The sequence below is a fragment of the Geomesophilobacter sediminis genome (assembly GCF_016458275.1).
Lineage (GTDB): Bacteria > Desulfobacterota > Desulfuromonadia > Geobacterales > Geobacteraceae > Geomesophilobacter > Geomesophilobacter sediminis.
In genome coordinates, this window is record NZ_JAEMHM010000016.1 from 1 (window position 1) to 23,210 (window position 23,210).

At 63.2% G+C, this 23,210-nt stretch carries 22 protein-coding genes; 17 read left to right on the forward strand and 5 right to left on the reverse strand.

Annotated elements, in window-relative coordinates; genetic code table 11:
* The first annotated feature begins 208 nt into the window (after positions 1–208).
* The 3 genes from JFN93_RS18060 to JFN93_RS18070 all read left to right on the forward strand — a co-directional run bounded on the left by JFN93_RS18060 (position 209) and on the right by JFN93_RS18070 (position 2,799).
* A complete protein-coding gene (locus JFN93_RS18060; RefSeq protein ID WP_199385536.1) occupies positions 209–796 on the forward strand; it encodes a chromate transporter in 588 nt (195 codons plus the stop codon).
* A gap of 267 nt (positions 797–1,063) precedes the next feature.
* A complete protein-coding gene (locus JFN93_RS18065; RefSeq protein ID WP_199385537.1) occupies positions 1,064–1,990 on the forward strand; it encodes a hypothetical protein in 927 nt (308 codons plus the stop codon).
* Entirely contained in the window at positions 1,987–2,799 is an 813-nt protein-coding gene (locus JFN93_RS18070; RefSeq protein ID WP_199385538.1) for a J domain-containing protein, read from the forward strand. The genes JFN93_RS18065 and JFN93_RS18070 overlap by 4 nt, the downstream gene beginning before the upstream one ends.
* A gap of 150 nt (positions 2,800–2,949) precedes the next feature.
* Here JFN93_RS18070 and JFN93_RS18075 read toward each other — a convergent pair whose 3' ends face one another.
* From JFN93_RS18075 to mqnB, 4 genes are all read right to left on the reverse strand, one after another.
* Positions 2,950–3,426 (reverse strand): septal ring lytic transglycosylase RlpA family protein, encoded by a 477-nt coding sequence (locus JFN93_RS18075; protein WP_199385539.1) that lies wholly within the window; start codon positions 3,424–3,426, stop codon positions 2,950–2,952.
* A gap of 75 nt (positions 3,427–3,501) precedes the next feature.
* Complete coding sequence (locus JFN93_RS18080) at positions 3,502–5,670, reverse strand: PAS domain S-box protein (protein ID WP_199385540.1); 2,169 nt, start codon at positions 5,668–5,670, stop codon at positions 3,502–3,504.
* Between the two features lie 81 nt (positions 5,671–5,751).
* Positions 5,752–6,612, reverse strand: coding sequence for a 1,4-dihydroxy-6-naphthoate synthase (locus JFN93_RS18085; RefSeq protein ID WP_199385541.1), 861 nt, complete (start codon positions 6,610–6,612; stop codon positions 5,752–5,754).
* Between the two features lie 20 nt (positions 6,613–6,632).
* Positions 6,633–7,367: a futalosine hydrolase gene (gene mqnB / locus JFN93_RS18090; protein ID WP_199385542.1), complete on the reverse strand. Its 735-nt coding sequence runs from the start codon at positions 7,365–7,367 to the stop codon at positions 6,633–6,635.
* Positions 7,368–7,556: 189 nt separating this feature from the next.
* On the opposite strand from mqnB, the gene JFN93_RS18095 reads away from it, so the two are divergent.
* The 13 genes from JFN93_RS18095 to bfr all read left to right on the forward strand — a co-directional run bounded on the left by JFN93_RS18095 (position 7,557) and on the right by bfr (position 19,848).
* Complete coding sequence (locus tag JFN93_RS18095; RefSeq protein ID WP_199385543.1) at positions 7,557–8,438, forward strand: type II secretion system protein N; 882 nt, start codon at positions 7,557–7,559, stop codon at positions 8,436–8,438.
* 120 nt (positions 8,439–8,558) lie between these two features.
* The gene (gene gspD / locus JFN93_RS18100) at positions 8,559–10,478 is read left to right on the forward strand and encodes a type II secretion system secretin GspD (protein WP_407931891.1); all 1,920 of its coding nucleotides are present in this window, start codon (positions 8,559–8,561) and stop codon (positions 10,476–10,478) included.
* A 69-nt stretch (positions 10,479–10,547) separates the two neighbouring features.
* Entirely contained in the window at positions 10,548–12,107 is a 1,560-nt protein-coding gene (gene gspE / locus JFN93_RS18105; RefSeq protein WP_199385544.1) for a type II secretion system ATPase GspE, read from the forward strand.
* Complete coding sequence (gspF, locus tag JFN93_RS18110) at positions 12,088–13,290, forward strand: type II secretion system inner membrane protein GspF (protein ID WP_199385545.1); 1,203 nt, start codon at positions 12,088–12,090, stop codon at positions 13,288–13,290. Before gspE ends, gspF begins: the two co-directional genes overlap by 20 nt.
* Positions 13,291–13,337: 47 nt before the next feature.
* Positions 13,338–13,781: a type II secretion system major pseudopilin GspG gene (gene gspG, locus JFN93_RS18115; RefSeq protein WP_199385546.1), complete on the forward strand. Its 444-nt coding sequence runs from the start codon at positions 13,338–13,340 to the stop codon at positions 13,779–13,781.
* Between the two features lie 127 nt (positions 13,782–13,908).
* Positions 13,909–14,466 (forward strand): type II secretion system protein, encoded by a 558-nt coding sequence (locus JFN93_RS18120; protein WP_199385643.1) that lies wholly within the window; start codon positions 13,909–13,911, stop codon positions 14,464–14,466.
* The gene (locus JFN93_RS18125) at positions 14,463–14,804 is read left to right on the forward strand and encodes a prepilin-type N-terminal cleavage/methylation domain-containing protein (RefSeq protein WP_199385547.1); all 342 of its coding nucleotides are present in this window, start codon (positions 14,463–14,465) and stop codon (positions 14,802–14,804) included. The genes JFN93_RS18120 and JFN93_RS18125 overlap by 4 nt, the downstream gene beginning before the upstream one ends.
* A complete protein-coding gene (locus JFN93_RS18130) occupies positions 14,788–15,624 on the forward strand; it encodes a type II secretion system protein GspJ (RefSeq protein ID WP_199385548.1) in 837 nt (278 codons plus the stop codon). Before JFN93_RS18125 ends, JFN93_RS18130 begins: the two co-directional genes overlap by 17 nt.
* On the forward strand, positions 15,624–16,547 hold the full coding sequence (gene gspK, locus JFN93_RS18135) for a type II secretion system minor pseudopilin GspK (RefSeq protein WP_199385549.1): 924 nt from the start codon (positions 15,624–15,626) through the stop codon (positions 16,545–16,547). The genes JFN93_RS18130 and gspK overlap by 1 nt, the downstream gene beginning before the upstream one ends.
* Positions 16,548–17,819, forward strand: coding sequence for a type II secretion system protein GspL (gene gspL / locus JFN93_RS18140; RefSeq protein ID WP_199385550.1), 1,272 nt, complete (start codon positions 16,548–16,550; stop codon positions 17,817–17,819). It abuts the gene before it with no gap.
* A complete protein-coding gene (locus JFN93_RS18145; protein ID WP_199385551.1) occupies positions 17,816–18,361 on the forward strand; it encodes a general secretion pathway protein GspM in 546 nt (181 codons plus the stop codon). Before gspL ends, JFN93_RS18145 begins: the two co-directional genes overlap by 4 nt.
* Positions 18,358–19,194, forward strand: coding sequence for a type II secretion system protein GspN (gene gspN, locus JFN93_RS18150; protein WP_199385552.1), 837 nt, complete (start codon positions 18,358–18,360; stop codon positions 19,192–19,194). The genes JFN93_RS18145 and gspN overlap by 4 nt, the downstream gene beginning before the upstream one ends.
* A 180-nt stretch (positions 19,195–19,374) precedes the next feature.
* Positions 19,375–19,848 carry a bacterioferritin gene (bfr, locus tag JFN93_RS18155; RefSeq protein WP_199385553.1) on the forward strand — a complete coding sequence of 158 codons (474 nt, stop codon included), beginning with the start codon at positions 19,375–19,377 and terminating at the stop codon, positions 19,846–19,848.
* 86 nt (positions 19,849–19,934) lie between these two features.
* Here bfr and JFN93_RS18160 read toward each other — a convergent pair whose 3' ends face one another.
* Positions 19,935–20,405, reverse strand: a complete 471-nt coding sequence (locus tag JFN93_RS18160; protein ID WP_199385554.1) for a PAS domain-containing protein — start codon at positions 20,403–20,405, stop codon at positions 19,935–19,937.
* Between the two features lie 207 nt (positions 20,406–20,612).
* Here JFN93_RS18160 and JFN93_RS18165 point away from each other — a divergent pair, with 207 nt between their 5' ends.
* On the forward strand, positions 20,613–22,709 hold the full coding sequence (locus tag JFN93_RS18165; RefSeq protein WP_199385555.1) for a methyl-accepting chemotaxis protein: 2,097 nt from the start codon (positions 20,613–20,615) through the stop codon (positions 22,707–22,709).
* The last annotated feature ends 501 nt before the right edge of the window (positions 22,710–23,210 follow it).

Consider the following 23,210-nt stretch of genomic DNA (forward strand, 5'->3'; position numbering starts at 1 on the left):
TCTACGCAGACGTCAAGAAAAAAATGACTGTACTGAACAACTTTTTTAAAGCAAAAAGCTAACCGGACAACACTGCCTAAATCCCCCTTTGTTAAAGGGGACCTAACTGGTCTTGCGGGCGCAGCATGCTGCACCCCTACCGTAAGGGCGCCTACCCACGGCGTGCCCACGTGGCGGTAGGGCCAAGGCAGTATTGAAGGAGCGGTAGATGTTGATCTGGAAGATTTTTTGGCTTTTCACCCGGGTATCCATCTTTTCCTGGGGCGGCGGACCGGCCTCCCTGGCGCTGATGCAGCGTGAAGCGGTCGGAGCGGTCTGGACCCCTCCCGGTGCGGCCGCCGCGGTGCCGTGGGTCACTCCCGAAGAGTTCGCCGACGCGGTCGCGGTCGGAAACGCCCTGCCTGGCCCGATCGCGCCGCAGGTCTCCGCCTACATCGGCTACAAGCTCTCCGGCGTCCCCGGTGCGGTTGCCGCGGCCGCCGGCACCGTCCTTCCCACCACCCTTCTCATGCTCATCATGGTGGTCTACTTCTTCCGGGTGAAGGAGAGTCCCGCGATCGCCAGCGCCCTCAAGGTGGTGCGCCCGGTAGTCGTGGCGCTGCTGCTCTGGACTGCCTATGACATGGCCTATGCCGTCTTCGGAGTCAGCAAGCAGAGCTGGGGGAGCGCGATGACCATCGGCTGGGACAAGGTCCTGATCGTGGCGGTCACCTTCGCGGTGCTTACGTTCACCAAGATCAACCCGGCGTTCATAATCTTGGCAGCCTCCATTGGCGGTATCATTATCTACCGCTAGAATTGCTCTTCATTGCAACGCCGGGCTGCAAGCATAATGAACCCGGATGAGCGCCAATCTTCATATGTTTCCTCTTTTCCCGGGAGCGGGTGCCCATCGGGCGGGTGAGGGAGGGGGCTTCGTGGGAAATTCCCTCACCCTGACCGTCGCAAGCTCGCTCCCGCGCGCGACCCCAGAGGGAGAGGGAGGTACCGGTCCCCTGGTATGAAGATTGATCTAATCGGCTAATCACTTGAGTGGACACGCTCGATGCTAAGGAGGAAGTGGATGCAAAAGATCGTAGCTCTTCTCCTGCTCCTGGCTTGGCCCTCGCTGGCGGCCGCCACGGTACTCAGCGTCGAGTTCAAATTCACCCCGTTTGTGGGCGAGCCGGCAACTTCGGACCAGGTGGAAACCGTCCCCGGTGCGGCCCAGGTTTATATCAACGGTGTTCTGGTCAGCGAGCCGGAGGTGGCCAAGAACTCGGTTCCGGTTCTCTTCGACGAGCGGGAGGTCGGTCCTTCGGTCTGGATTCCGGCGAAATCCCTGGGACCGGTGCTGCGCAAGGGAAGAAACCGGATTCGGGTACGTTTCCAGCCCGCCGATCCCAGCCTGGCCTACCGGGCCCAGTTCCGCTGGGCGTCGGTGACCGACGCCACCACCAAGCAGGAAGATAGCGCGGGGCGCCTCAGGGAAACCAACCAGGCCGACGAAGGAGTGCAGGAGAAGAAGGGGCCCGGGCCGGTCGAGTTCGAACGGGAGTTCCAGGCCGACTTTGCCCCCGACCTCCCCTGGCATCATAACGCCCCGGTTACCGCGCTGACCCAGGCGGACCGAAAGGCACTGATCCAGCTGGTCGAGGAGCGCGCCGCGGCCTTTCGCCCGGATTTTTCGGCCGCCTACCGGATTCTGGCGAAAAGCCCGGAGCTCGATATCGCCGAGATCCTCAAGGGTAAGTGTCTCGACCAGGGCTATGCCGCCGGCCTGCGCATCGTCACGCTTGCCGCCGACCAGCTGGAGTTTTTGACCACCGGAAACGCCGAGGTTGTCATCCGCGGCAAATCCGGCAACCTGTTTCGCCCTGCCCATCCTGAAGTCATCGAGAAGGTCAAGGATGACGCCCAGCTTTGCCTGGGAATCCTCCTCTCCCAGCTCTTCCCGCCGCGACTGGCCGTGGTTCGGGGAGCATCGGGGGGGTGGGAGGTTGTATATTGACGCCTAAGAATTTCACCCAATCACAGGTCGTGGATGCCTGCCGCATCCTCTTCCCGGGGGCGCTGATCCAGCAGGAGTTCCTCCAGAAGCTGCACGTGCTCACGGTGAAGCGCAACTACCGGAAGCTGGCCAAGGAGTGCCATCCGGACTGCTGCGCCGAGCCGGCGCGGGCGGCAATGGCCGCGGAACAGTTCCGCAGGATCAACAACGCCTACGAGCTTTTGTGCGCCTTCGTGCGGGAGCGGGAAATCAGGACCCCGGCGCGGAGCCAGGCCTACCGGCCGGCGGCAACTCCGCAGGCCGCAACGCAGGAGGTCCGCCCGAAGCAGCAGGGGGAGCGGGTTTTCAGGCCGCGCCCGGTCATTCCCAAGCCGGCGCGCAACCCGGACGACGTCTACTACGATGGACCGCTGCCGACCTACCGGCTCAAATTCGGCCTCTACCTGTATTACAAAGGGGTCATTCCCTATTCGGCCATCGTGAAGGCGCTCATGTGGCAGCGCGACATGCGCCCCCCCATCGGGCAGCTCGCGGTCGCCTGGGGGTTCCTGGAGCCGCACTTCGTCTCCGTCATCCGGGCGGCGACCGAGATCCCGGGGACCTTCGGGGAAAGGGCCGTGAAGCTCGGGCTCCTCTCCGAGGCGCAGATGGGGGTGCTCCTTTTGCACCAGAAGATGATGCAGACGCACGTCGGGAGGTACTTCGTCGGGAAGGGCTATCTGACCGAGTGGGAGCTGAACAAGCATCTCCGGGAGATGCACCGGTTCAACCAGGGGATCCCGGAGAAGGGGTCGCGGAAGGGGAAATAGAGGCGGGGCGTTGGCGGCGTCTGGGTCACCGGATGAGTCCCCTCTGCCAATAGGGGGAGTCCGAGGAGCTTGCGGAAAAAGAGAGGCAAAAGAAAAAGCCGGGGATCGCTCCCCGGCTTTTTCTCGTTTTCGCCCGATGTATTTTGGTTTCTAGGATTCGTCGTCTTTCAGGACATGGATGGAAACATTTGCCTTTCCTGCGCCGAAGAACCCTAACTTCTTTGCCGCAGCCCGCGATAAATCGATGAACGGGACGCTCTTCTTGCGGCAACGGTCATTGACTACTACCGTCACTTCCTTGTTGTTTGCCAGGTTGGTCACCCGCACCTTGGTGCCGAGCGGGAGACTCTGGTGGGCTGCGGTCATCTTGTCCGGATGGTACCGCACGCCCGAAGTGGTTTTTCTACCCTGGAAACGTTTGGCGTAGTAGGAGGCCACCCCAATGAGCCTCTTTACTACAGATTCCTTCTTTTCTACCGTTTCTTTCTTTTCTGGCGCTACTTGCGTTACTTCGCTGGGTGTAGCAGTTTTTTCGGCAGCCAGCAGGGGAAGCGTGTGGATCGGGAGGAGCATGAGGCAAATGGCCAGAATCCGCACCATCTTGCCGCTCCGCTCGAAAGATGCCATGCGCACCTCCTTTGTTGGGCGAGGTGATCATATACCACATCCACCGGGCTTAAGTCAAGGGAAAAGGGGCTGGTTTTACTCTAAGGTACCGATATCGCGTAGGTTTTCCGCGGGGGCGCTCGGCGCGGTTTCGAGGGTAACCGTCGAAGCCGGTTCGTTGCGGCGCCCGATGTCGGTGGTGTCGTTGATGATCACCACCTCGCGGGTGGTGCTGTCCGCCTCGCTGTGCGGGAAGGCGTAGCGCTTGACCACGAACCATCTCCCGGTCGTTTCGTGGAAAAGCTCCACTCCCGGGTTTTCCACGTGACTGCGCAGTCCGAGCTCCTCCAAAAAGGCAAGGCAGTCCCGCCCGACGATGTCGCGATGGGCCATGCCGGTAAATTCCTCCACCGCGCGGTTGAAGCGGCGGATCCTCCCCCACTGGTCCGAGAGGATGAAGAGGTCGCTGATGCAGTCCATGGTCTCTTCCCATTCCCGCCGGATTCCCTCCATCTGCTGGAACAGGTTCTTCAGCTCCTCGTGTTTCATGTAGAGCTTCGCTTCGCTCTTCAAAAGCTCCTGCTCCAGGTGGCGCTGCTCGGTAACGTCGCGCGAGATGGCGATGAGGCACGCTTCGCCGCCGTACTCGATGACGTCGGCGGACCAGAGCAGTTCCTTGATCTCCCCCGACTTGACCCGGAACCGGACCTCCAGGTTCCGGACGTGCCCGAACTGGTTCATCAGCTTGAGCATCATCATGCGGGCGTCCGGGTCGACCCAGAGCTTGAGGTCGGCGTAACTGCTCTTGCCGAGCACCTCGTCGCGGGTGTAGCCGGTCATCTCCTGGAACGCCTCGTTCACGTCGATGTAGGTGCCGTCGTCGGCCCGGGTGATGACGATGGAGTCGGGGCTGGCGTGGAACGCCTTGGAGAATTTCTCTTCCGAGCTGCGCAGCGCCTGTTCGGCCTCCACGCGCCAGGTGATGTCCTGGTTGGTGCCGACCATGCGCAACGGATTTCCCTTGGCATCGTAGGTCACCTCGGCGCGTCCCGAAATGGCGCGGACCGAGCCGTCGGGGAGAACGATCCGGTGGTCGAGGTTGTAGGGCTTCTTGTTGTAGAGCGCGTTGTTGATTGCCTGGATCAGTTGCTCCCGGTCCCCGGGATGGACCATGTTCAGGTATCCCTCGTAGGTCGGGAGCTGCTGGGCCGGGTCGACCCAGAAGATGCGGTACATCTCCTCGGACCAGCTGATCGTGTCGTTCACGATGTCCCACTCCCAGGTCCCCATGCGGGAGATCCGCTGGAGCAGGGCGAGGGTCGCCCGACTTTCCCGCAGTTCGTCTTCGAGCTGCCGCTCGGCGGCACTGTCGCGCAGGGAAACGAGAAGGTCGGAGGAGCCGGGGATGACGGCCCTTTCCACGCCGACGTACATCTCGCTGCCGTTGCGGTGTCTGAGCCGGATATGGAAGGCGTCGCGGGCGGTTTCGGAGACCGGCTCTCCCCACTGTTTCACAAGCTCCTGCTGCGATTCCGGGTCGGCGAGGTCGGCGAGGAGACGTCCTTCCATTTCCTCGCGGGAGTAGCCGGTGAGCTCCCGGGCCGCCTGGTTGCTCAGGGTGAGTTTGCCGTCGGGCGTGACGACCGCCATGGCGGTGCCGACGTGTTCCAGCAGGGTGCGGTACGGCTCCCGTGCCGCCTCGACCAGCTTTTGGCAGCGCTTTTCCAGGGAGAGATCGCGCAGGACCAGGATGAAATCAGCGGCTTCGCGACCGGTCGCGGGAAGGGGGAGGCAGCGCAGTTCGGTGAGGAGCGGACCATCGTCGGTCCCTTCCACCTCGACCGGCGCGGCCCAGGGGGAGGATGCGGCGAGGAGGTTCGCCGCGGCCCGGGCGAGTTCCGGATCACGCAGCGCGTCGGAGAGGAGTTTGCCGGCGGGGGAGGCGGTCCCCCACTTTTCGGTGAAGCGGGCGTTTACTCCCTTGATCAGGGATTCTTTCCCGTTGATGATGCAAAGTCCGTCCCCCGCAGCCTCCAGCACGGCGGCGCAGCGGGCCTCGGCCCGCTTCCAGGCCGCCTCGGCGCGGCGGCGCTGGGAATCGATGAGCGTTGCCATGAAGGCGGCAACCCCGACGAGGAGCGCGGCAAAGGTGCAGAGGAAAAAGGGAGAGGCGAAGACGCTTCCCAGGAGTGCCACTGCCAGCCACGCCAGGGCAAAAGCCGCGAGCGCGAACGCTATGTTCGGGGACTTCAACTGCTCGGACATCCGGTAAGACCTCCACGTACGTTGTGTGGCTCATTGGCTTATCGGCGCGAATAGGGAAAACCTGAGGAATTTCGCTGCACGTCACCGGGGGGTGAAAAGCGGCTCCGAAGAGGGGGGGATGATGCCGGCTGCCGTGGCACGCTGCAAAAGGTACTGCACCGCCTGCTCACCCTCACTGCCGAGGGTGAGCGAGAAGTCGTTCACGTAGAGCTTGATGTGGGCATCGCAGACGGCTTCGCTCATCTCCTGGGAGTGGGCCCGTATGTAGGGGTGCGGCAGGGCGGGATGGGCAAAGGCGTGGCGAACGCTTTCGGTGAGGGCGTCTTCGATGGCGCGCAGGGTCTCGCCCCCCAGGGAGCGCTTGGCGGCAATGCCCCCCAGCGGGATCGGGTGCCCGGTATCGGCTTCCCACCAGGCTCCCAGGTCCAGAAGCTGGGTAAGGCCGTAGGAGGCGTAGGTGAAGCGGGACTCGTGGATGATCACCCCGGCGTCGACCGAGCCGTCGGCGACGGCGCCCATGATCTCGTGGAAGGGGAGGTACACGAAGTCGGTAAGGGTCGGGTCGTAGAGACGCAAGAGCAGCGCTGCCGTGGTATAGCGGCCGGGGAGGGCGATCTTCTTGCCGGCGAGCCGGGAAGGATCGAGATCGGCGCGGGCAACGAGCAGCGGGCCGCAGCCCCGCCCCAGCGCGCCGCCGGAGCGGAGCAGAACGTAGTCGGGGAGGATGCGGCCCATCAGGTGGTAGGAAACCTTGGATACGTCGAGGGCGCGGTCCAGGGCGAGGCGGTTCAGGGTCTCCACGTCCTCCAGGCGCTCGGTGAAGCGAAGCCCCGCCGCGTCCACCAGGCCGTGGATCAGGGCGTGGAAGATGAAGGTGTCGTTGGGGCAGGGGGAAAAGCCCAGGGTGAGGGGCGTAGCGGTGTTGGTAGAGCAAGTGTTCATTTTTATTGCACCTTTTTCTGCTATTGCTGCCGCGCGTTCAGGTTGTCGAGGTAGGTGAGGAGAAACTGCTGGGCGTTGGTCACCGCAAGTTGCAGGTTCCATCGCCGGAAGTCGCGGTCCTCGACGAGGTTGCTGATCCCGCGCAGCTCCAGGAAAGGTACCCCGTAGATGAGCGCCACCTGGGCCACCGCGCCACCTTCCATGTTTTCGCAGATGCCGGGAAAGCGCTGCAGCATCTCGGTGCCGCGGACAGCCGTGCCGCTGCAGGTCGACACGGTGAGAAAGCCGCCCAGTGCGGTCCGGTAGCCGCGGGTTTCCGCGTCGAAACGGGCCTGTTCGGCAAGGTCCCGGGCCAGCGGGATCTCGTTGAATACCTTCTCCCCGCGCTTCTCGAAAACCGGGATGCCGATCAGGTCGAGGCCGCGCCAACCCTGCGGGGTCTGCACCCCTTCGTCGGCGAGGCTTTCCGAGGACGCCACGGCGAGGTCGCCGACACCAAGGCCGCTCCCGGGGAACGCCCCGCCACATCCGGTGTTGACGAGAAGGCGCGGGGTGTACCGCTCCAGAAGTAACGTGGTGGCGTACGCCGCGTTGACTTTGCCGATCCCGGTGATCCCGATGATGACCTCGGAGCCGCCGCGTTCACCCCGGTACACGCCGGGATGGTCGAATCCGGCGACCGGGAGCGCGGAACATCCTGAAATGAGGAGAGAAACCTCCATTTCGGTCGATGCCGTGACGATGACGGGGGACATGGCAGCGCCTCCTGAACTGAATGAGCTTGACGGACGTCGAAGTGTACCATAGCCGAGATCGTCAACTCAAGAGAGAGCTCCGGACGGCGGGGCCCCCGCACCCCCTTTTTTGTTGCATTGCTTGGACGTATTGAATATATTCAGACAGTTCTGCCCATTTCTTGCGCACTCTAACTACAAGGGTTTTTCATGCAGCGATGGCTCTTGCCGCTCAACCTACTGCTTGCCCTCCTGATTCTCGCCGTGCTTGCACTAGTTGCATCCGATCTGGTCAGCTTCAAGATGTCCGCGCTCTTCCCGCGCCGGGCCGCAGGGAGTAGTGCCCCCGCCCCCCCGCCACCGGCTGCGGAGGACCTCCTCAGCTTCTCCGCGATCCTGGAAAAGGGCCTTTTCGGCAAGGCCACCCAAGGCAAACTCACTCCGATCACCCTGGCCGCACCGGCCGGGAAAGGTGGTGCCGCCGCGCCGGCGGCCCCTTCCGTCTCCGACCTGACCCTGCTGGGTACCGCCGTCGGCTCCTTCCGCGAGACCTTTGCCCTCATCGTCAAGGCATCCACCCATGAAGAGCGCGTCTTCCGGCTGGGCGACATGGTCTTTTCCGCCGGACCGTTGGTCGCGGTGAAAAAAGACGTCGCCGAGATCGTGGTGGGGGGCAAACGGGTGAAGATCCTCACCCCGAACGCCGTCGCCGAGGCGGCCAAACCGGGAGCACCGGCCGCCGGAACGCCGGGGCTCGCCGCCCCGACCGGCGCCGGCAACTACGTGGTGGACGCGCGCGCCCTGAACGCGGCGCTGGACAACATCGGGCAGGCGATGACCGACGCCCGGCTCCTGCCCAGCGTCAAGGACGGCAAGGTGGAAGGATTCCGCGCCTCCGAGGTCAAGCCGCAGGGGATTTTCGGCACGGTCGGGATCCGAAACGGCGACGTCCTGCTCCGGGTGAACGATTTCCCGATCGACTCCCCCGAAAAGGCGATCCAGTCCTTCGCATCGCTCAAGGGGCAGAGCCGGATCAAGCTCGACATGATCCGGGACGGCCAGCCGACCACCTTCAATTACGACATCCGCTAGTCCGGGGAGTTGTTTGCAACAGCTGCCATGGAAGCGCCTTTTGCTGCGAGTCCGACGGCTCCTTTTATAGACGTCCCACGTTGAACGTCGAACGTGTTTTATGATCCCGGGAGGTTTCCTTTGAAACACCGCATCTTTCAGCGCCTAGCGACGCTTGTTCTGCTGATGACACTTTCCCTGCCGCTGCCCGCTTTCGCCAAAGGGGTGGTCCTCAACTTCACCGACGTCGACATCGCGACCATGGTGAAGTTCATCAGCGACCTGACCGGGAAGAACTTCATCATGGACGACCGGGTGAAGGGGAAGATCTCCATCTTCTCCCCGACCAAGCTCTCCAATGAAGAGGCCTACAACGTCTTCACCTCGGTCTTGGAGCTGAAGGGGTTCACCGTGGTCCAGGCGGGGAAGGTGATGAAGATCATCCCGACCTCCGCCGCCAAGCAGACCGGGATGCGGGTGCTGGCCGACGGCGAGCGGACCGCGGTCAACGATACCTACCAGGCGCGGGTGATCCCGCTGGCGCACGTCGCTCCCCAGGACGCGGTGAGCCTCTTGCAGCCTTTGGTTTCCAAGGACGGCCAGATCTCCGCGATCGCGGGTTCCAACATGATCCTGCTGGTCGACTCCGCCCTCAACATGCCGAAGATCCTCGGCATCCTGAAATACGTCGACGCCGACCAGACCCGGGAGCGTCCCGAACTGATCTTTTTGAAAAACGCCTCCGCCGAGAGTGCCGCTACCGTGGTGCGTGACTACCTGAGCGGCCGGGGCGCCAAGGCGGCGGCGACCGGAACCGGCGCCACCGCGGGAGCCGGCGCGGCCGGCGGCAGCGCGGTCGTCCCGGACACCCGGCTGAACGCGCTCATCGTTTTCGGCAGCGACCGCGACAAGGCCGACGTGCGCAGGCTGGTATCGCTCATTGACGTAGTCCCGCCGACCACCAGCAGCAAGGTGAACGTCTACTACCTGGAAAACGCCGAGGCCGCCGAGGTGGCCAAGGTGCTCGAAGGGGTCGTCAAAGGTACCAGCGCCCCCGCCACTCCTGCCGCCGGCGCCGCCGCGCCGCAGGCATCCCCGTTCGAGGGGGGCAAGATCAGCATCACCCCGGACAAGGCGACCAACTCGCTCGTGGTCATGGCTTCCCCCACCGACTACCAGAACCTGGTCCAGGTGATCCAGAAGCTGGACCGGCGCAGCCGCCAGGTCTTCGTGCAGGCGATGATCGCCGAGGTCTCCATGAACCGCTCCAAGGCCCTCGGGGTTCAGTGGGGCTTCTTCGGGGGGGGCGGCAACGGCTCCGTTTCCACCTTCGCCCAGTTCGATCCGTTCGGGACCAACACCACCACGGCGTCGAGCCTGAGCGCGCTGAGCGGCCTTGGGCTGAGCACCACCAATTTCAACCTCACCTCTCCGGCGAACTTCACCGTGGTCCTCTCCGCGCTGGCGAGCAAGGGGGCGGCGAACATCCTCTCCACCCCGAACGTGATGACCAGCGACAACAAAGAGGCGGAGATCTTCGTCGGCGAGAACGTTCCGTTTCTCTCCGCGACCAACCTCACCTCGACCGGGCTTTCCCAGCAGTCCATCGAGCGCAAGGACACCGGTATCATCCTGAAGATCAAGCCGCAGATCAGCGAGGGTGACTACGTCAAGCTCGACATCTACCAGGAGATCTCGGCGGTGAAGGACTTCGGGACCGCTGCCGCGCCGAACCTCGGCTCCACCAAGCGCTCCGCCAAGACCTCGGTCGTGGTCCGCAACAGCGACACCGTGGTGATCGGCGGCCTGATCCAGGACCGGGACAACGTGACCGAGAGCAAGGTCCCGCTGCTGGGGGACATCCCGGTTTTGGGATGGCTCTTCAAGAGCAAGAGCGTCTCGCATGACAAGACCAACCTCCTCATCATGCTGACCCCGCGCATCATCAAGGACGCCCGGGACATGGCGGACGTGTCGGTGAACCAGAAGCAGGAGTTCGGCGCCGCGATGAAGAACGAAGAGTCCGCCGACATCGAGAAGACGCTCAAGCTGAAGAAATAACCCTCACATCGGACCGAGCCGTCGGATCCGACTGAATCGGTCTGATCGGTCGGATCGACGGAATAAGACATGACAGACATCAGCTTAGAAACCATCGCCGAAAGGCTCGGCATACCCTTTATGGGGGAGATCGACGACAGCCGGGTAGACACCGCCCTGGTCGGCAGGATCCCGCTGGCGTTCGCCCGCAACAACGCCCTGCTCCCGATGCGGGACGAAGAGGGGCGGATCGTCGCGGCCTGCGCCGATCCGGCGAACCTCCTGGCCATCGACGAACTCGCCGGGCTGTTCGGCCAGCCGGTGGACCTGATCGCGGTGCCGCGGCCGATCGTGCTTGAGGCGGTGAACCGGATCTACTCCCGGCTCTCCGGATCGGCCCAGGAGGTCGTCGAGGAACTCGAAGGGGAAGAGCTCTCCGACGTCGCCACCTCCTTCAACGAGCCGCGCGACCTCATGGAGCTCACCGACGAGGCGCCGGTGATCCGGCTCTTGAACTCCATCCTGTTCCAGGCGGTCAAGGAGCGGGCGAGCGACATTCATATCGAGCCGTTCGAGCGCGAGCTCGAGGTCCGGTTCCGGATCGACGGGCTCCTCTACAAGATGCTTTCCCCCCCGAAGCTGGTCCAGGAGGCGCTCACCTCCCGCGTCAAGATCATGTCCGGGCTGAACATCGCCGAAAAACGCCTCCCCCAGGACGGCCGCTTCAAGGTGAAGGTCGCCGGTCGCGACGTCGACATCCGCGTCTCCCTCATCCCGACCTTCTTCGGCGAGCGGGTGGTGCTCAGGCTGCTCGACAAGCAGCGCGGCATCCTCACCTTGCGCGAGATCGGCCTTTCCGAGGGAAACGACAAGATGATGGAGCGGCTCCTCTCCCGGACCAGCGGCATCATCCTGGTCACCGGCCCGACCGGCTCCGGTAAGAGCACCACGCTCTACGCCGCGATCAGCCAGATCAACTCCCCGGAAAAGAACATCATCACCATCGAGGACCCGATCGAGTACCAGCTCAAGGGGGTCGGCCAGATCCAGGTGAACCCGAAGATCGAGCTCACCTTCGCCAACGGGCTCCGTTCCATCCTGCGCCAGGACCCGGACGTCGTCATGGTCGGCGAGATCCGCGACGCCGAGACGGCGGAGATCGCCATGCAGGCGGCGCTCACCGGCCACCTGGTCCTCTCCACCCTGCATACCAACGACGCCGCCACCGCGGTCAGCCGTCTCATCGACATGGGGATCGAGCCGTTCATGGTCGCCTCCTCGCTGTCGGCGGTGCTCGCCCAGCGCCTGGTCCGGGTGATCTGCCCGCATTGCAAGGAAGAGTACCGGCCGGACCGCGACTACCCGGGCGTCACCCTGCCGCCGGTTCTCTACCGAGGCCGCGGCTGCGAGAAATGCTTCAACCTGGGGACCACCGGGCGGATCGGCATCTACGAACTCCTCCCCATCGATCCGGAGATCTGTTCCATGATCATCCGGAAGACCCCCTCCGGCGTCATCAAGGAGTACGCCATCTCCAAGGGGATGCGCACCCTGCGCGAGGACGGCCTGGCCAAGGCCGCGGCGGGGATCACCAGCATCGAGGAGGTCCTGCGGGTAACCCAGGAGGACTATGCCGACCTTTCGCTATAGCGCCTTCAACACCGGCGGCGCCGAGGTAACCGGGACCGTCGACGCCCCGACCCTCAACGAAGCCCGGGTCCAGCTCAAGCAGAAGGGGCTCTACGCCAAGGAGATCGCCCCGGCCGACGAGAAGGGGAGCAAGGGCGTTTTCCGTTCCCGGGTCAGCGTTCCGGAGCTATCCCTGGCTACCCGGCGGCTGGCCACGCTTTTGGGGAGCGCCGTCCCGGTCTACGAGGCGGTGGCGACCTTGTGGGAACAGGAAGCGCCGGGTGAGCTGAAACGGGTCTTAGGACGGGTGCGGGACCGGCTGGCGGAAGGTAAGGGGCTTGCCGAATCGCTTGGCGCGGAGCCGGCGGTCTTTGGCCAAAGCTACGTCGGGATGGTTGCCGCCGGCGAGGCGAGCGGTGCGCTCGAGGTGGTTTTGGAGCGGCTCGCCGAGTTCCAGGAGGACCAGGCCGAAGTGCGCAGCCGGATCACCACCGCGCTCGTCTACCCGAGCATGATGGTAGTGGTCGGCACCTCGGTGATGCTCTTCCTGCTGGCCTTCGTCGTGCCCAAGATCGCGGCGGTCTTCGAGCAGAACAAGGCGGCCCTGCCGCTGATCACCGTGGTCCTCATCAAGCTGAGCACCGGGATCCGGAAGGGGTGGTGGATCCTCGCCATCCTGGCGGTCGGCGCGGTGGCCGTATTCAAGAGGGCGTCCAAGGACGAGAGGTTTCTCAGGAGAAGGGACCGCGTGCTGCTGAAGTTCCCCATGATCGGGAACCTCTGGCGGCGCCTGGTCCTTTCGCGCTTTGCCAAGGTGCTGGGGCTGCTTTTGGCCAGCGGGGTGCCGATCATCAAGGCGCTGGAGATCACCGGGGAAGCAGTGGTGAATCGCGAGTACCGGAGCTTCATCCAGGAGGCGAAGGAGACCCTGATCCAGGGGGGAAGCCTCTCCTCGGCGCTCAAAGGGAGCCCGCTCTTCCCGCCGCTTCTGGTGCACATGGCGGCGGTGGGCGAGAAGGGGGGCGAGCTCGACCAGATGCTGATGAAGGCCGGCGGCGCCTTCGAAAAGGAATTCAACTCCACCATCACCAAGTCGATGGCCCTTTTGGAGCCGTTTTTGGTGCTGGGGATGGGGCTTTGCGTCGGCTTCGTCGTGATCGCGGTCCTTTTGCCGATCATGCAGCTGAACGAGCTGGTGAAGTAGCGCTACTTACAACAAGAACAACATCCAACGCACGAGAGGGTCATTCAATGTTCAAAACCGTGAAAGACAGTCGAGGCTTTACCCTTATCGAACTCATGGTCGTCATCGTCATCCTGGGCATCCTGGCCGCCCTGGTCGGCCCGAAGATCATCGGGCGCAGCGACGATGCCAAGATCTCCGATGCCAAGGTCCAGATCCGGAACTTCGAGACCGCTCTCAAACTCTACAAGCTCGACAACGGCAACTACCCGACCACCGAGCAGGGGCTTCAGGCCCTGGTGACCAAGCCGACCACCGGTCAGATCCCGGCCAAGTACAAGGACGGCGGCTACCTCGAAACCAAGGACGTCCCGAAAGACCCGTGGGGCAACGACTACAAGTACATCGCCCCGGGCGAGCACGGCGACTACGATCTCTTCTCCTTCGGCGCTGACGGGGCCCGCGGCGGCGACGGCAAGAACGCGGACATCGAAAGCTGGAACATGAAGTAACAACCTCTCGTACCTCCCCCTTCAAGGGGGAGGACCGGAAGGGGATGGGGAGCGGCGCTACCTGCTGCACGAACCCCATCCTCACCCCGACCCTCCCCTTGAAGGGGAGGGAGGTAAAAGTGGCGTGATGCCGGTAACGGACAGTCTACAAAGAGCGCGCTTCCAACGGGAGCGGGGCTTCACCCTGATCGAGCTCATGGTGGTGATCGTCATCCTCGCGATGGCTGCCGCGCTGGTCATTCCGCGCCTGCCGTCCACCGAGGGGACCAAGCTCAAGACATCCGCGGCAAACCTCGCTTCGGCGCTGCGTTTCCTGAACGACCAGGCGACTCTCACCAAGGGGGTGTACCGCCTGCACTTCAACCTCGCCGACAACGGTTTTTCGGCCGCGAAGCTCTCGCAGCAGGGGGAGGAACTCCCCCCCGACGACCAGTTCATGAACCGGAAGTTCATTGAGGACGGCATCTCCATCCAGGACGTCGTCGCGCCCCGGCTGGGGCTGGTCACCGAAGGTGAGGCGATCGTGGCGCTGGGGCCGGCCGGACTCCCGGAACCGCTGGTCGTCCACCTGAAGGGTGGGGACAAGCATTTCACGGTAACCGCCTTTCCCAACGGGGGGAGGGTGGTGGTACAGGATGGCTACCAGGAGCTTGGTACGGACGATCTGAAGGAGACAGGGAAGTGAGAGGTTTCACCCTCCTCGAGGTGATGATCGCGCTGGCCATCGCCGCCGGCGTGCTCCTCACCGTCATTTCCTCGCTCAACTACCACCTCTCGGTCATCGGCGAGGACCGGCAGGAAACGACCGCGGTGCTGCTGGGCCGCGCCAAGCTTGCCGATCCGCTCCTCACCCAGCAGGCCGAAAGCAAGGGGACCTTCGCCGATCAAAAGCACCCGGAAGTGAGCTGGGAGCTCGAGCTTCTCCCGACGGAGCATGAGCTGGTGAAGCGGGTCCGTCTTACGGTGAGCTGGGAGGCCGGCAAGAAGAAACTGACCCTGGTGAAATATGTGGCAAAGCAATAAAGGGTTCACCCTGATCGAGCTGCTGATGGGGCTCGCGCTTTTGGTGATCCTCTCCGGCGCTCTCTACGGGACCTACTTCTCCGTGATGCGAGCGAGAGAGCGGGGCGGCGAGAACCTGCAAACGCGGCGCGAGCTTTCCTCCACCCTCGCTGCCATCCAGAACGAGATTGCCTCGAGCTACTTTGTGGTGCGGAAAAGCGCCACCGTGCCGATCTGCGTCTTTTTGGTCCAGGACCGGGACAGCTACGGCAAGCCGACCTCGTCCCTGGCGCTGACCACGATTGCCCCCCCCCGCATCGATCCGGCCCCCGCGTCGGATCTGGCGGTCGTCGGCTACGAGGTCCGGGAGCAGGAAGGAGGCGCCCTGTTCCTGACCCGGGAATCGAAGGACCTTTACCTGAAGCCGAAATCGGTGCGCTACCCGGTGATGGAAAACATCGACGGGTTCCTGGTGGAGTGCTACGACGGCTCCAAGTGGGTCAAGAGCTGGGACACCAGCCTTACCAACAAGCTGCCGCAGAGCGTCCGGGTCACCATTACCCTCAAAAGCGGCGAGAGCGCTTCCATCGTCACCTCGCCGGGGCTCATGCGTAAGTATCAAAAGGAGCTCCCTTCCATGATCGGGGAAGGGCTGGGAGAAGTCCCGAAAACGCCGGAGCTCGGAGGGACCACACCTTCCGGGACGGGGACTGCTCCTTCGTTGGGCGGCTCCGGTTCAACGCCGTCGTTCGGGGGCTCTGGTGCGATGCCGTCATTGGGTGGCTCTGGTGCCGCACCGTCGGGGGGGCCGGCAATGTCGGTTCCGGGAGCGTCGCGATAATGCGAGGGGAGCGGGGCTTTGCCCTGGTGATAACGCTGATCGTGACCGCGCTCCTCGTGGCGCTGATGGTCGAGTTCGTCAACGAGACCTACGTGGGGACGGTGCACAGCCACAACTTCGTTGCCTCGCAGCAGGCCGGGCTTTTGTCCGAGTCGGGGGCGTCCCTGGGCCGCAAGCTGCTCGAATTCGAGCTGGGATTCGCACACCCAGGCTACAGCTCGCTTCAGGATATGTGGGCCAAGCCGTTGGAGCGCGAGGACGAAACCGGAAAACTCACGGTCACCATCGAGGAGGAGAGCGGGAAGCTGAACCTGAACACGATCGGGCTCCCCAAAGGTCCGGACACCACCAACTTCCCCATGGCGCAGGAGCTGTTCCGTCAGCTCAAGCTGGCCCCGGAACTCCTCGATGCCGTCGTCGACTGGATCGGCGACCCTACGGTCGCACCCCAGCCCAACGGTGCGAAATCGCCCTACTACAACACGCTCAAGCCCCCCTACGACGCCAAGGGGGACAAGCTCGACTCCGTTGAGGAACTCGGGCTGGTAAAGGGATTCACCCCCGAGATCGTGGCGAAGCTCAAGCCGTATGTCACCGTGTTCGGGGGGGGGCAGGCGGAAACCTCGACCAAGATCAACGTCAACACGGCGCCGAGGGAGGTCCTGGCGGCCCTGGACCCGAAGATGACCGACGACTACGTGTCCCGGATCCTCGAGTGGCGCAAGACCAAACCGATCAAGAACCTGAACGAAGTCCCCGGGCTGGATGCCGTTTCCGCTGCGGTGTCGCTGAAGGTGGGATACCAAGGGTGCGTCTACCGGATCCGCTCCCAGGCCACCGTGGGCGAAAGCGTCGGCGTCACCGAAGCCGTGGTGCGCGTCAGTGGCAGTTCCTCCGACATTCTCTACTGGAGACAATACTAGATGGACCTTCTGGTCATACAGCTTAAAAAGGACGAGGCGATCCTGGCAACCTTCCGCCGCAAGCGGGCCACGGTCGGCTTTTTGGGCGCCGAGCGCCACTCCTTCGCCTCCGAGACCGAACTCGACGAAATCCTGCGCCGGCAGCCCGTCCAGGAGCGCCGGGTGATCCTGCTGCTCCCTCCGGAGCAGCTCTTTTTGCGCGAGGTGGAGCTCCCCATTTCGGACCGCGACAAGGTGCGCGAGCTTTTGCCGATGGAACTGCGCGGGGAGACGCTCCTCGACACCGATGCCCTGGTCTTCGACGCGCTTCCCATAGCCGACGGGAAGTTTCTGGCGGTGTGGGGCAAGAACAAGGAGCTAAGCGATGTCATCGACCGGCTGGCTGCCGCGGGACTCGAGCCGGAGGTGGTAACCGCGTCGCTTTTCCATTGGGACAAGTTGGCTCCGGCCGCCGGCACCTGCGTGGTGACCGACGGGGAGGCGGTGGCCGCCTACCGGGACCGGACTCCGCTTTTCTTCCGCCCCCTGCGTGCCGACGGTGGCGCAGCCGAGCTGGAACGAACCGTGGCCGCGATCGAGATCGCCAAGGGGATCACGGTCGAAAACGTGCTCCGTTACGCGCCGGACGCCGAGGAGCGGGTCCTGCCGACGTCGGAGGTTTCCGAAGCCTTCGGTGACGACCTCCACGCCATCGTGGCCCTGGCCGGGGCTTATGCAACTGCCGCTGCGGTTGCCGACGGGAGCGCGGTCAACCTGCGTCGCGGTCCGCTCGCCTACACCGCGGGAACCGCCAAGTTTTACAAGCAACTGCGCGTCCCGGCGCTCCTGGCCGCCTGCCTGGTCCTCCTTGCCTTCGGCGAGGTGGGGGTGCGCTACTACCTGGTCCAGAAGGACCTGACTTCGCTGGACAACACCGTCAAGGGGATCTACCGGGAGGTCTTCCCGACCCGCAAAAATGCCGTCGACGAGGTGGCGGAAATAAAGGGCGAAATCAAGAAGCTGGAGGGGGCTAAAGCCACCAGCAATACCATGCAGCTCCTCAAGGACCTGGCCGACGCCAAGGGTGACGACGTCACCGGATTTTACGAGACCGAGATCGACGGCACCGAGGTCCGTCTCAAAGGGGACGCCCGCACCATGCAGGCCGCGAACGACTTCAAGACCCGGGCGGCCAAGCTCTTTGACAGCGGCGAGGTGAGCCAGGTCCAGTCCCGTCCGGACGGGAGCGTCACCTTCTCCTACCGCGGCAAACTGAAGGGGGTGACCCGATGAGCCGGGAACAGATACTGAGCACCCTCAAGTCGATGGACGAGAAGACCCGGCTTCGGCTGGGGATGGTCCTTGCCGCCATTTTGCTGGTCCTTCTGGGGCTTTCCGCCGTGAATGGCCGGATCGCCACCCTGCAGAAGAAAAAGTTGGCGCGCGAGGCGGACGTTGTCGAGATGCTGCAGCTTAAGGTTCGCTACCAGGCGGCGCGTGCGGTGAGCCAGCGCCTGACCAGCCGGATGCTCGTGACCCGCCCCGACGACTCCCCCGCGAAGATCATCGAGGAGACCGGGATCAAAGGGCGCTCCAGCCAGATCAAGCCGGTGAAGGGAGACGACCTCCCCGGTTTTGTCGAGGATGCCGCCGACGTCAAGATCGAGGGGCTTACCGCCAACGAGGCGATGAACCTGCTGTACAAGCTCGAGAAGGGTGGGCGGCCGGTGACGGTCAAGAAACTGCTGGTCAAGCCCCGGTTCGACGATCCGTCCAAGATCGACCTGAACCTCACGGTCGCGCTGATCAAGCCGGCACCGGCGGGGGGGAAATGAAAGGGCGCGCCCTCTACCTCGTCTGCGGCATACCGGCAGGGGTGGTCCTCTTCGTGCTGCTCACCGTCTGGTTCATCCCCAACGATGCGATCATGGGTCTGATGCAGCGCGGCGCCGAGAATGCCGGTTACACCCTTGCCTTCACCGGCTTCGGCAAACGGCCCCCCCTGGCGGTGAAGGCCGACGCGATGGAGCTCACCTCGGCGAAGGGGCCGCTTCTGAAGCTGACCCAGGTGAAGGCCGGCTTGGAGATCCTGCCGCTTTTCACCGGCAAGGTCCGGCTCGGCTACCAGGGGCGGATCGGCGCGGGCGAGGTCCGGGGGGACGTCGACCTGGGCAAAGGCAAGGGTTGGGGAATCGAGGGGAGCAAGATCCGCCTCGAAGATATCCCCTTTTTCACCTCGGTCGCCGGCGCCCAAGCCAAGGGCGAGCTGAAGCTGCAGGGACGGGTGGCCGACAAGAAGGGGGCGCCCGCCGGCGAGCTGCAGTTGCAGGTGAGCGGGGCGGAGCTGGCCGGGGTCAAGATCGGCGAGATGCCGCTTCCCGATGCCAAATACCGCGACGTCCGGGGAGCCCTCGGCATCGACGGGGGGGTGGCGCACCTGAAGAGCTTCACCCTGGACGGTGACGGCATCTACGTCCGGCTCAAAGGTGACGTGCCGTTGGCGCAGCCGGCGGGCAATTCCGTGCTGAACCTGACCCTGGAGATGATGCCCCGCCCCGAGTTCCTGGAGCGGCAGAAGTTCATCTTCCTGGTCCTCCTGAAGTACCAGACCTCTCCCGGCGCCTATACCATCCCGATTCGCGGCACCCTGGCCCACCCCGCGCTCTGATCCATTCCTGCCGGGACTGATCCGACCGATCGGACCCGGCATCTCCGCTTCCCTGAAACCAACTTAATTCCCTCCTTGATTGCCCGTTGCCGGCCACATTGTATAATCGTGCATACCTTTGCGCTTAAGAGACCGGTTCCGGCTTCAGAGCGGCCTTATCCAATACCTAGGAGGTTCGGCATGAAAGGAAACGAGAGGATCATCGAAGAGCTCAACAAGCGCCTTTCCGAGGAACTGGGCGCCATCAACGAGTACATGGTGCATGCGGAAATGTGCGAAAACTGGGGTTACATGCGCCTGCACGACTCGATCCGCAAGCGGTCCATCGACGAGATGAAGCACGCCGAGGCCCTGATCGCGCGCATCCTGTTCCTGGACGGGCGTCCCATCGTCAGTAACCTCGGCCTGATCGACATCGGGGCCGACGTGGCCAAGATGCACGAAAAGGATCACAACTCCGAGGAGATCGCCATCCGCGGCTACAACGAGAGCATCCGGCTTTGCGTCGAGCTCGGCGACAACGGGACCCGGGAGCTCTTCGAGTCGATCCTGAAGCAGGAGGAGGAACACATCGACGACATCGAGGCCCAGATCGACCAGATCGCCCAGATGGGGATCCAGAACTACCTGGTCGAACAGCTGCACGGCGACTGAACCGCGACACCGCCACCAGGGCACGAAAAAAGGGGAGCTGAAACCAGCTCCCCTTTTTCTTTTCCGTGGTCCTGCGGCGACTCCGGTCAGACCGATCGGTCCGATCCGTCCGCCGCGGGGGCCGCACCCTGCTTTTCCAGCTCGGCCAGCCGGGCGCGCAGCGCCTTTTCCTTCTGCCAGCGCTCGGTCACGTCCCGCATCACCGCCGCGGTTCCGGCAACCTTTCCCTCCGCATCCCGCACGATGGTCATGGAAAACTCGGTGGAGATGCGCCGGCCGTCCTTGCAAAGCGCCGGTGCGGAGAGCATCTGCGTCGCGTAGCGGGTGACCCCGCTCTCCATGACCTGGTAGTACCCTTCCCAGTGCCGGGCGCGCAGATTTTCGGGAATGAAGAGGTCCAGCGAGGCCCCGAGCGCCTCCGCCTCGCTGAACCCGAACATCCGCTCCGCCGCCCGGTTCCAGACGGTGATATTCCCGTTGCAGTCCGAGACCACCAGGGCGTCGCTGTTTTCTTCCACCAACTGCCGGTACAGTTCCTGCCGATCGATTTCGCTCATGAGTTCCCCCTTCTGTGCTTCTTAAATTAATCCTACCATCGGCCAGGGCGGGGTCCTTGATCTGCATCAAATTTTCCTTCTATTAAAAAGAAATAGTCGAAACTTTAACAGATTAGAAAAGCGGTACGAAATATCCCTAAAGCTGCCCTGCTTTCTGTCGATAATCACAGCACATATCCCGTATACGTTTCATGGAAGGGGGCGCAGGTGTTCAAGAAAAAAATTACCCACAAGATCCTGGCAATCATCGGGCTGAACTTGTTCGTCGGGTTGACCATCCTGGGGGGGCTTGCCTTCTGGTTGCAGTACAGCTCGACGATGGCCCAGCAGGAAAAAAGCAGCCGGATCCTCTCCTCCGTCCTCCACGACGAGATCGCCGCCTTCATGGTGAAAGACGATTCCAAGGCGGTGGTCAACCTCTCCAAGGAAGCCAAGGAAAAAAATTACGGCTTCGACCTCCAGGTGTACAACACGGAAGGTAAGCCTTCCGGGTTGGCATCGGCGCCGGTCAATCCCGAGGTCCTGAAGGTGCTGAGCTCTGGCCAGCCGGCCGAGTCCCGCCAGGTGGAGAACGGCATCCATACCTTGAGGAGGATCGTGCCGCTCCCCAACGAGGAACGCTGCAAGGGATGCCATGACGCGGCGCCCAAGTTTCTCGGGGCGCTTTTGCTCACCTCTTCGCTGGAACAGGGGTACCAGAGCGCGGTGCACCTCTTCTGGCTCCTCGCCGTCGCCGGGGCCATCTTCTTCCTGGTCATTCTCGGCTGCACGCATCTTTTCTTCCGCAGGACCATCGTCCGCGAGATCCTCTTCTTCTCCGAGAAGCTGGAATCGATCGCGCAGGGGGAGGGGGATCTGACCAGCAGCATCGAAGTCCGCTCCGAAGACGAGATCGGCCGGCTCGCGATCCACATCAACTCCATGGTGTCCAAGCTGCGCGATCTGGTCTCCCTGCTTTATACCCAGGCGGAACAGGTCTCCATTTCCCTGTGCGAAGTCGCCTCCCGCAGTTCCAAAACGGTGGGCGCGTCGGCCGAGCAGAAGGACCAGTCGGTGTCGGTCGCCACGGCCTCCGAGGAGATGGCCTCCACCTTGAACGTGGTGGCCGGCAACACGCACCGCGCCGCCGAGCTCTCCGAACAGGTGGACGCAGCGGCCAGCGAAGGGGTATCGGTGGTCAACAGCGCCTGCAACTCGATCCAGACCATCCGGGACAACGTCACGGTGACGCTGGGGACCGTCCAGCGCCTGGAGACCTCCTCGGCACGGATCGGCGACATCATCAATCTCATCGAGGACATCGCGGACCAGACCAAGCTTCTCGCGCTGAACGCGGCGATCGAGGCGGCGCGGGCCGGCGAGCATGGCCGCGGCTTCGCCGTCGTCGCCGACGAAGTGAAGATGCTCTCGGAAAAGACCGCCACCTCGACCAAGGAGATCGCCGACATCATCGGCAAGATCCAGGAGGAAAGCCGCACCGCGGCCCGGCTCATCACCGAGGAGCAGGATCAGGTGGCCGACGGGGTGGAAAAGTCGATGTCGGCGCGCAACTGCCTGGAGCGGATCATGGGGCTGGCCGGGGAGACCGCGGGGCTCATCACCCAGATCGCCCAGGCCACCGAGGAGCAGAGCGCCACGACCAACGACATCTCGGAGAAGATCCACCACGTATCGACCACCGCCGTCGCGGTGCACCAGGACATGCAGGCCAGCGAAAAGACCTTCATGGACCTGACCGTGGTTGCCGAACAGATCTTTTCCACGGTGGGACGGTTCAGCGTGGGGAACCGCCACGACAACATGAAGGGATTCGCCATCCAACTGCGCGACAACATGATCGCCACCGTGGAGCGGGCGGTTGCCGAGAACCGGATCACCTGGAGCGACCTCTTCGACCGCAACTACCGCCCGCTGGGGAGCTGCGATCCCCCGAAGTTCTCCACCGCCTTCGACAAGCTCTTCGACCAGCTCATCTCGCCTTTACAGGAGCAGATCGTGGCCCAGGACGGCCAGGTCCTGTTCGCGATCTGTGTCGACGACCACGGCTATGTTCCGTGCCACAACCTCCGTTACACAAAGCCCTTAACCGGGGACCCGAACCTGGACAAGCTGCAGAACCGTACCAAGCGGATTTTCAACGATAAAACCGGCATCCGCGCGGCGACAAACACCGATCCGTTCCTGCTGCAGACCTACATGCGGGACACCGGCGAGATCATCAACGACATGTCCACCCCGATCTACCTCAACAACCGTCACTGGGGGGGGATCCGGATCGGCTACCTGGCGCAGATCAAACACTGAAAACCTCCATTTACGCGGAATCAAACAGAAAAAAGGCGTCCTTCATGAGGGCGCCTTTTTCGTTTGGGGCGGGAGCCGGTGCGGTCATCGCGAAAGCCTCCCGGAGCGGAATGTCGCAATCCCCCCTGCTTACCTGGTCCTTACGCTTCCGAAAGGAGAAAATAAAAATGAAGAGTAGTTTACGTAAATGCGAAAAGCCGCACTGCTGGCCTGTTTAGAATGCACTAATGGTTCAAAAACGAAAATTCTCAACCGAAACGATATTTTATTCTTGACCTTGGGGGGCGGTTCAGATTAAATTGCGTCCTGTATACGCTCCAGACGGTGTATACAGTATGCCGAGGAGGTGGCCTCCCGCAGCGCCCCGGCGGCTGCCCGGAAGCCCCCCTTGCGGCGGTCGGGACCGGAAAATCCCGTTGTTTTCGTTACGGTTCCGGGGGGACGCCCCCGGTTCTTATCACGCATCCGGCAATCGGGTGCCTCGGCAGGGATGTCACAGGC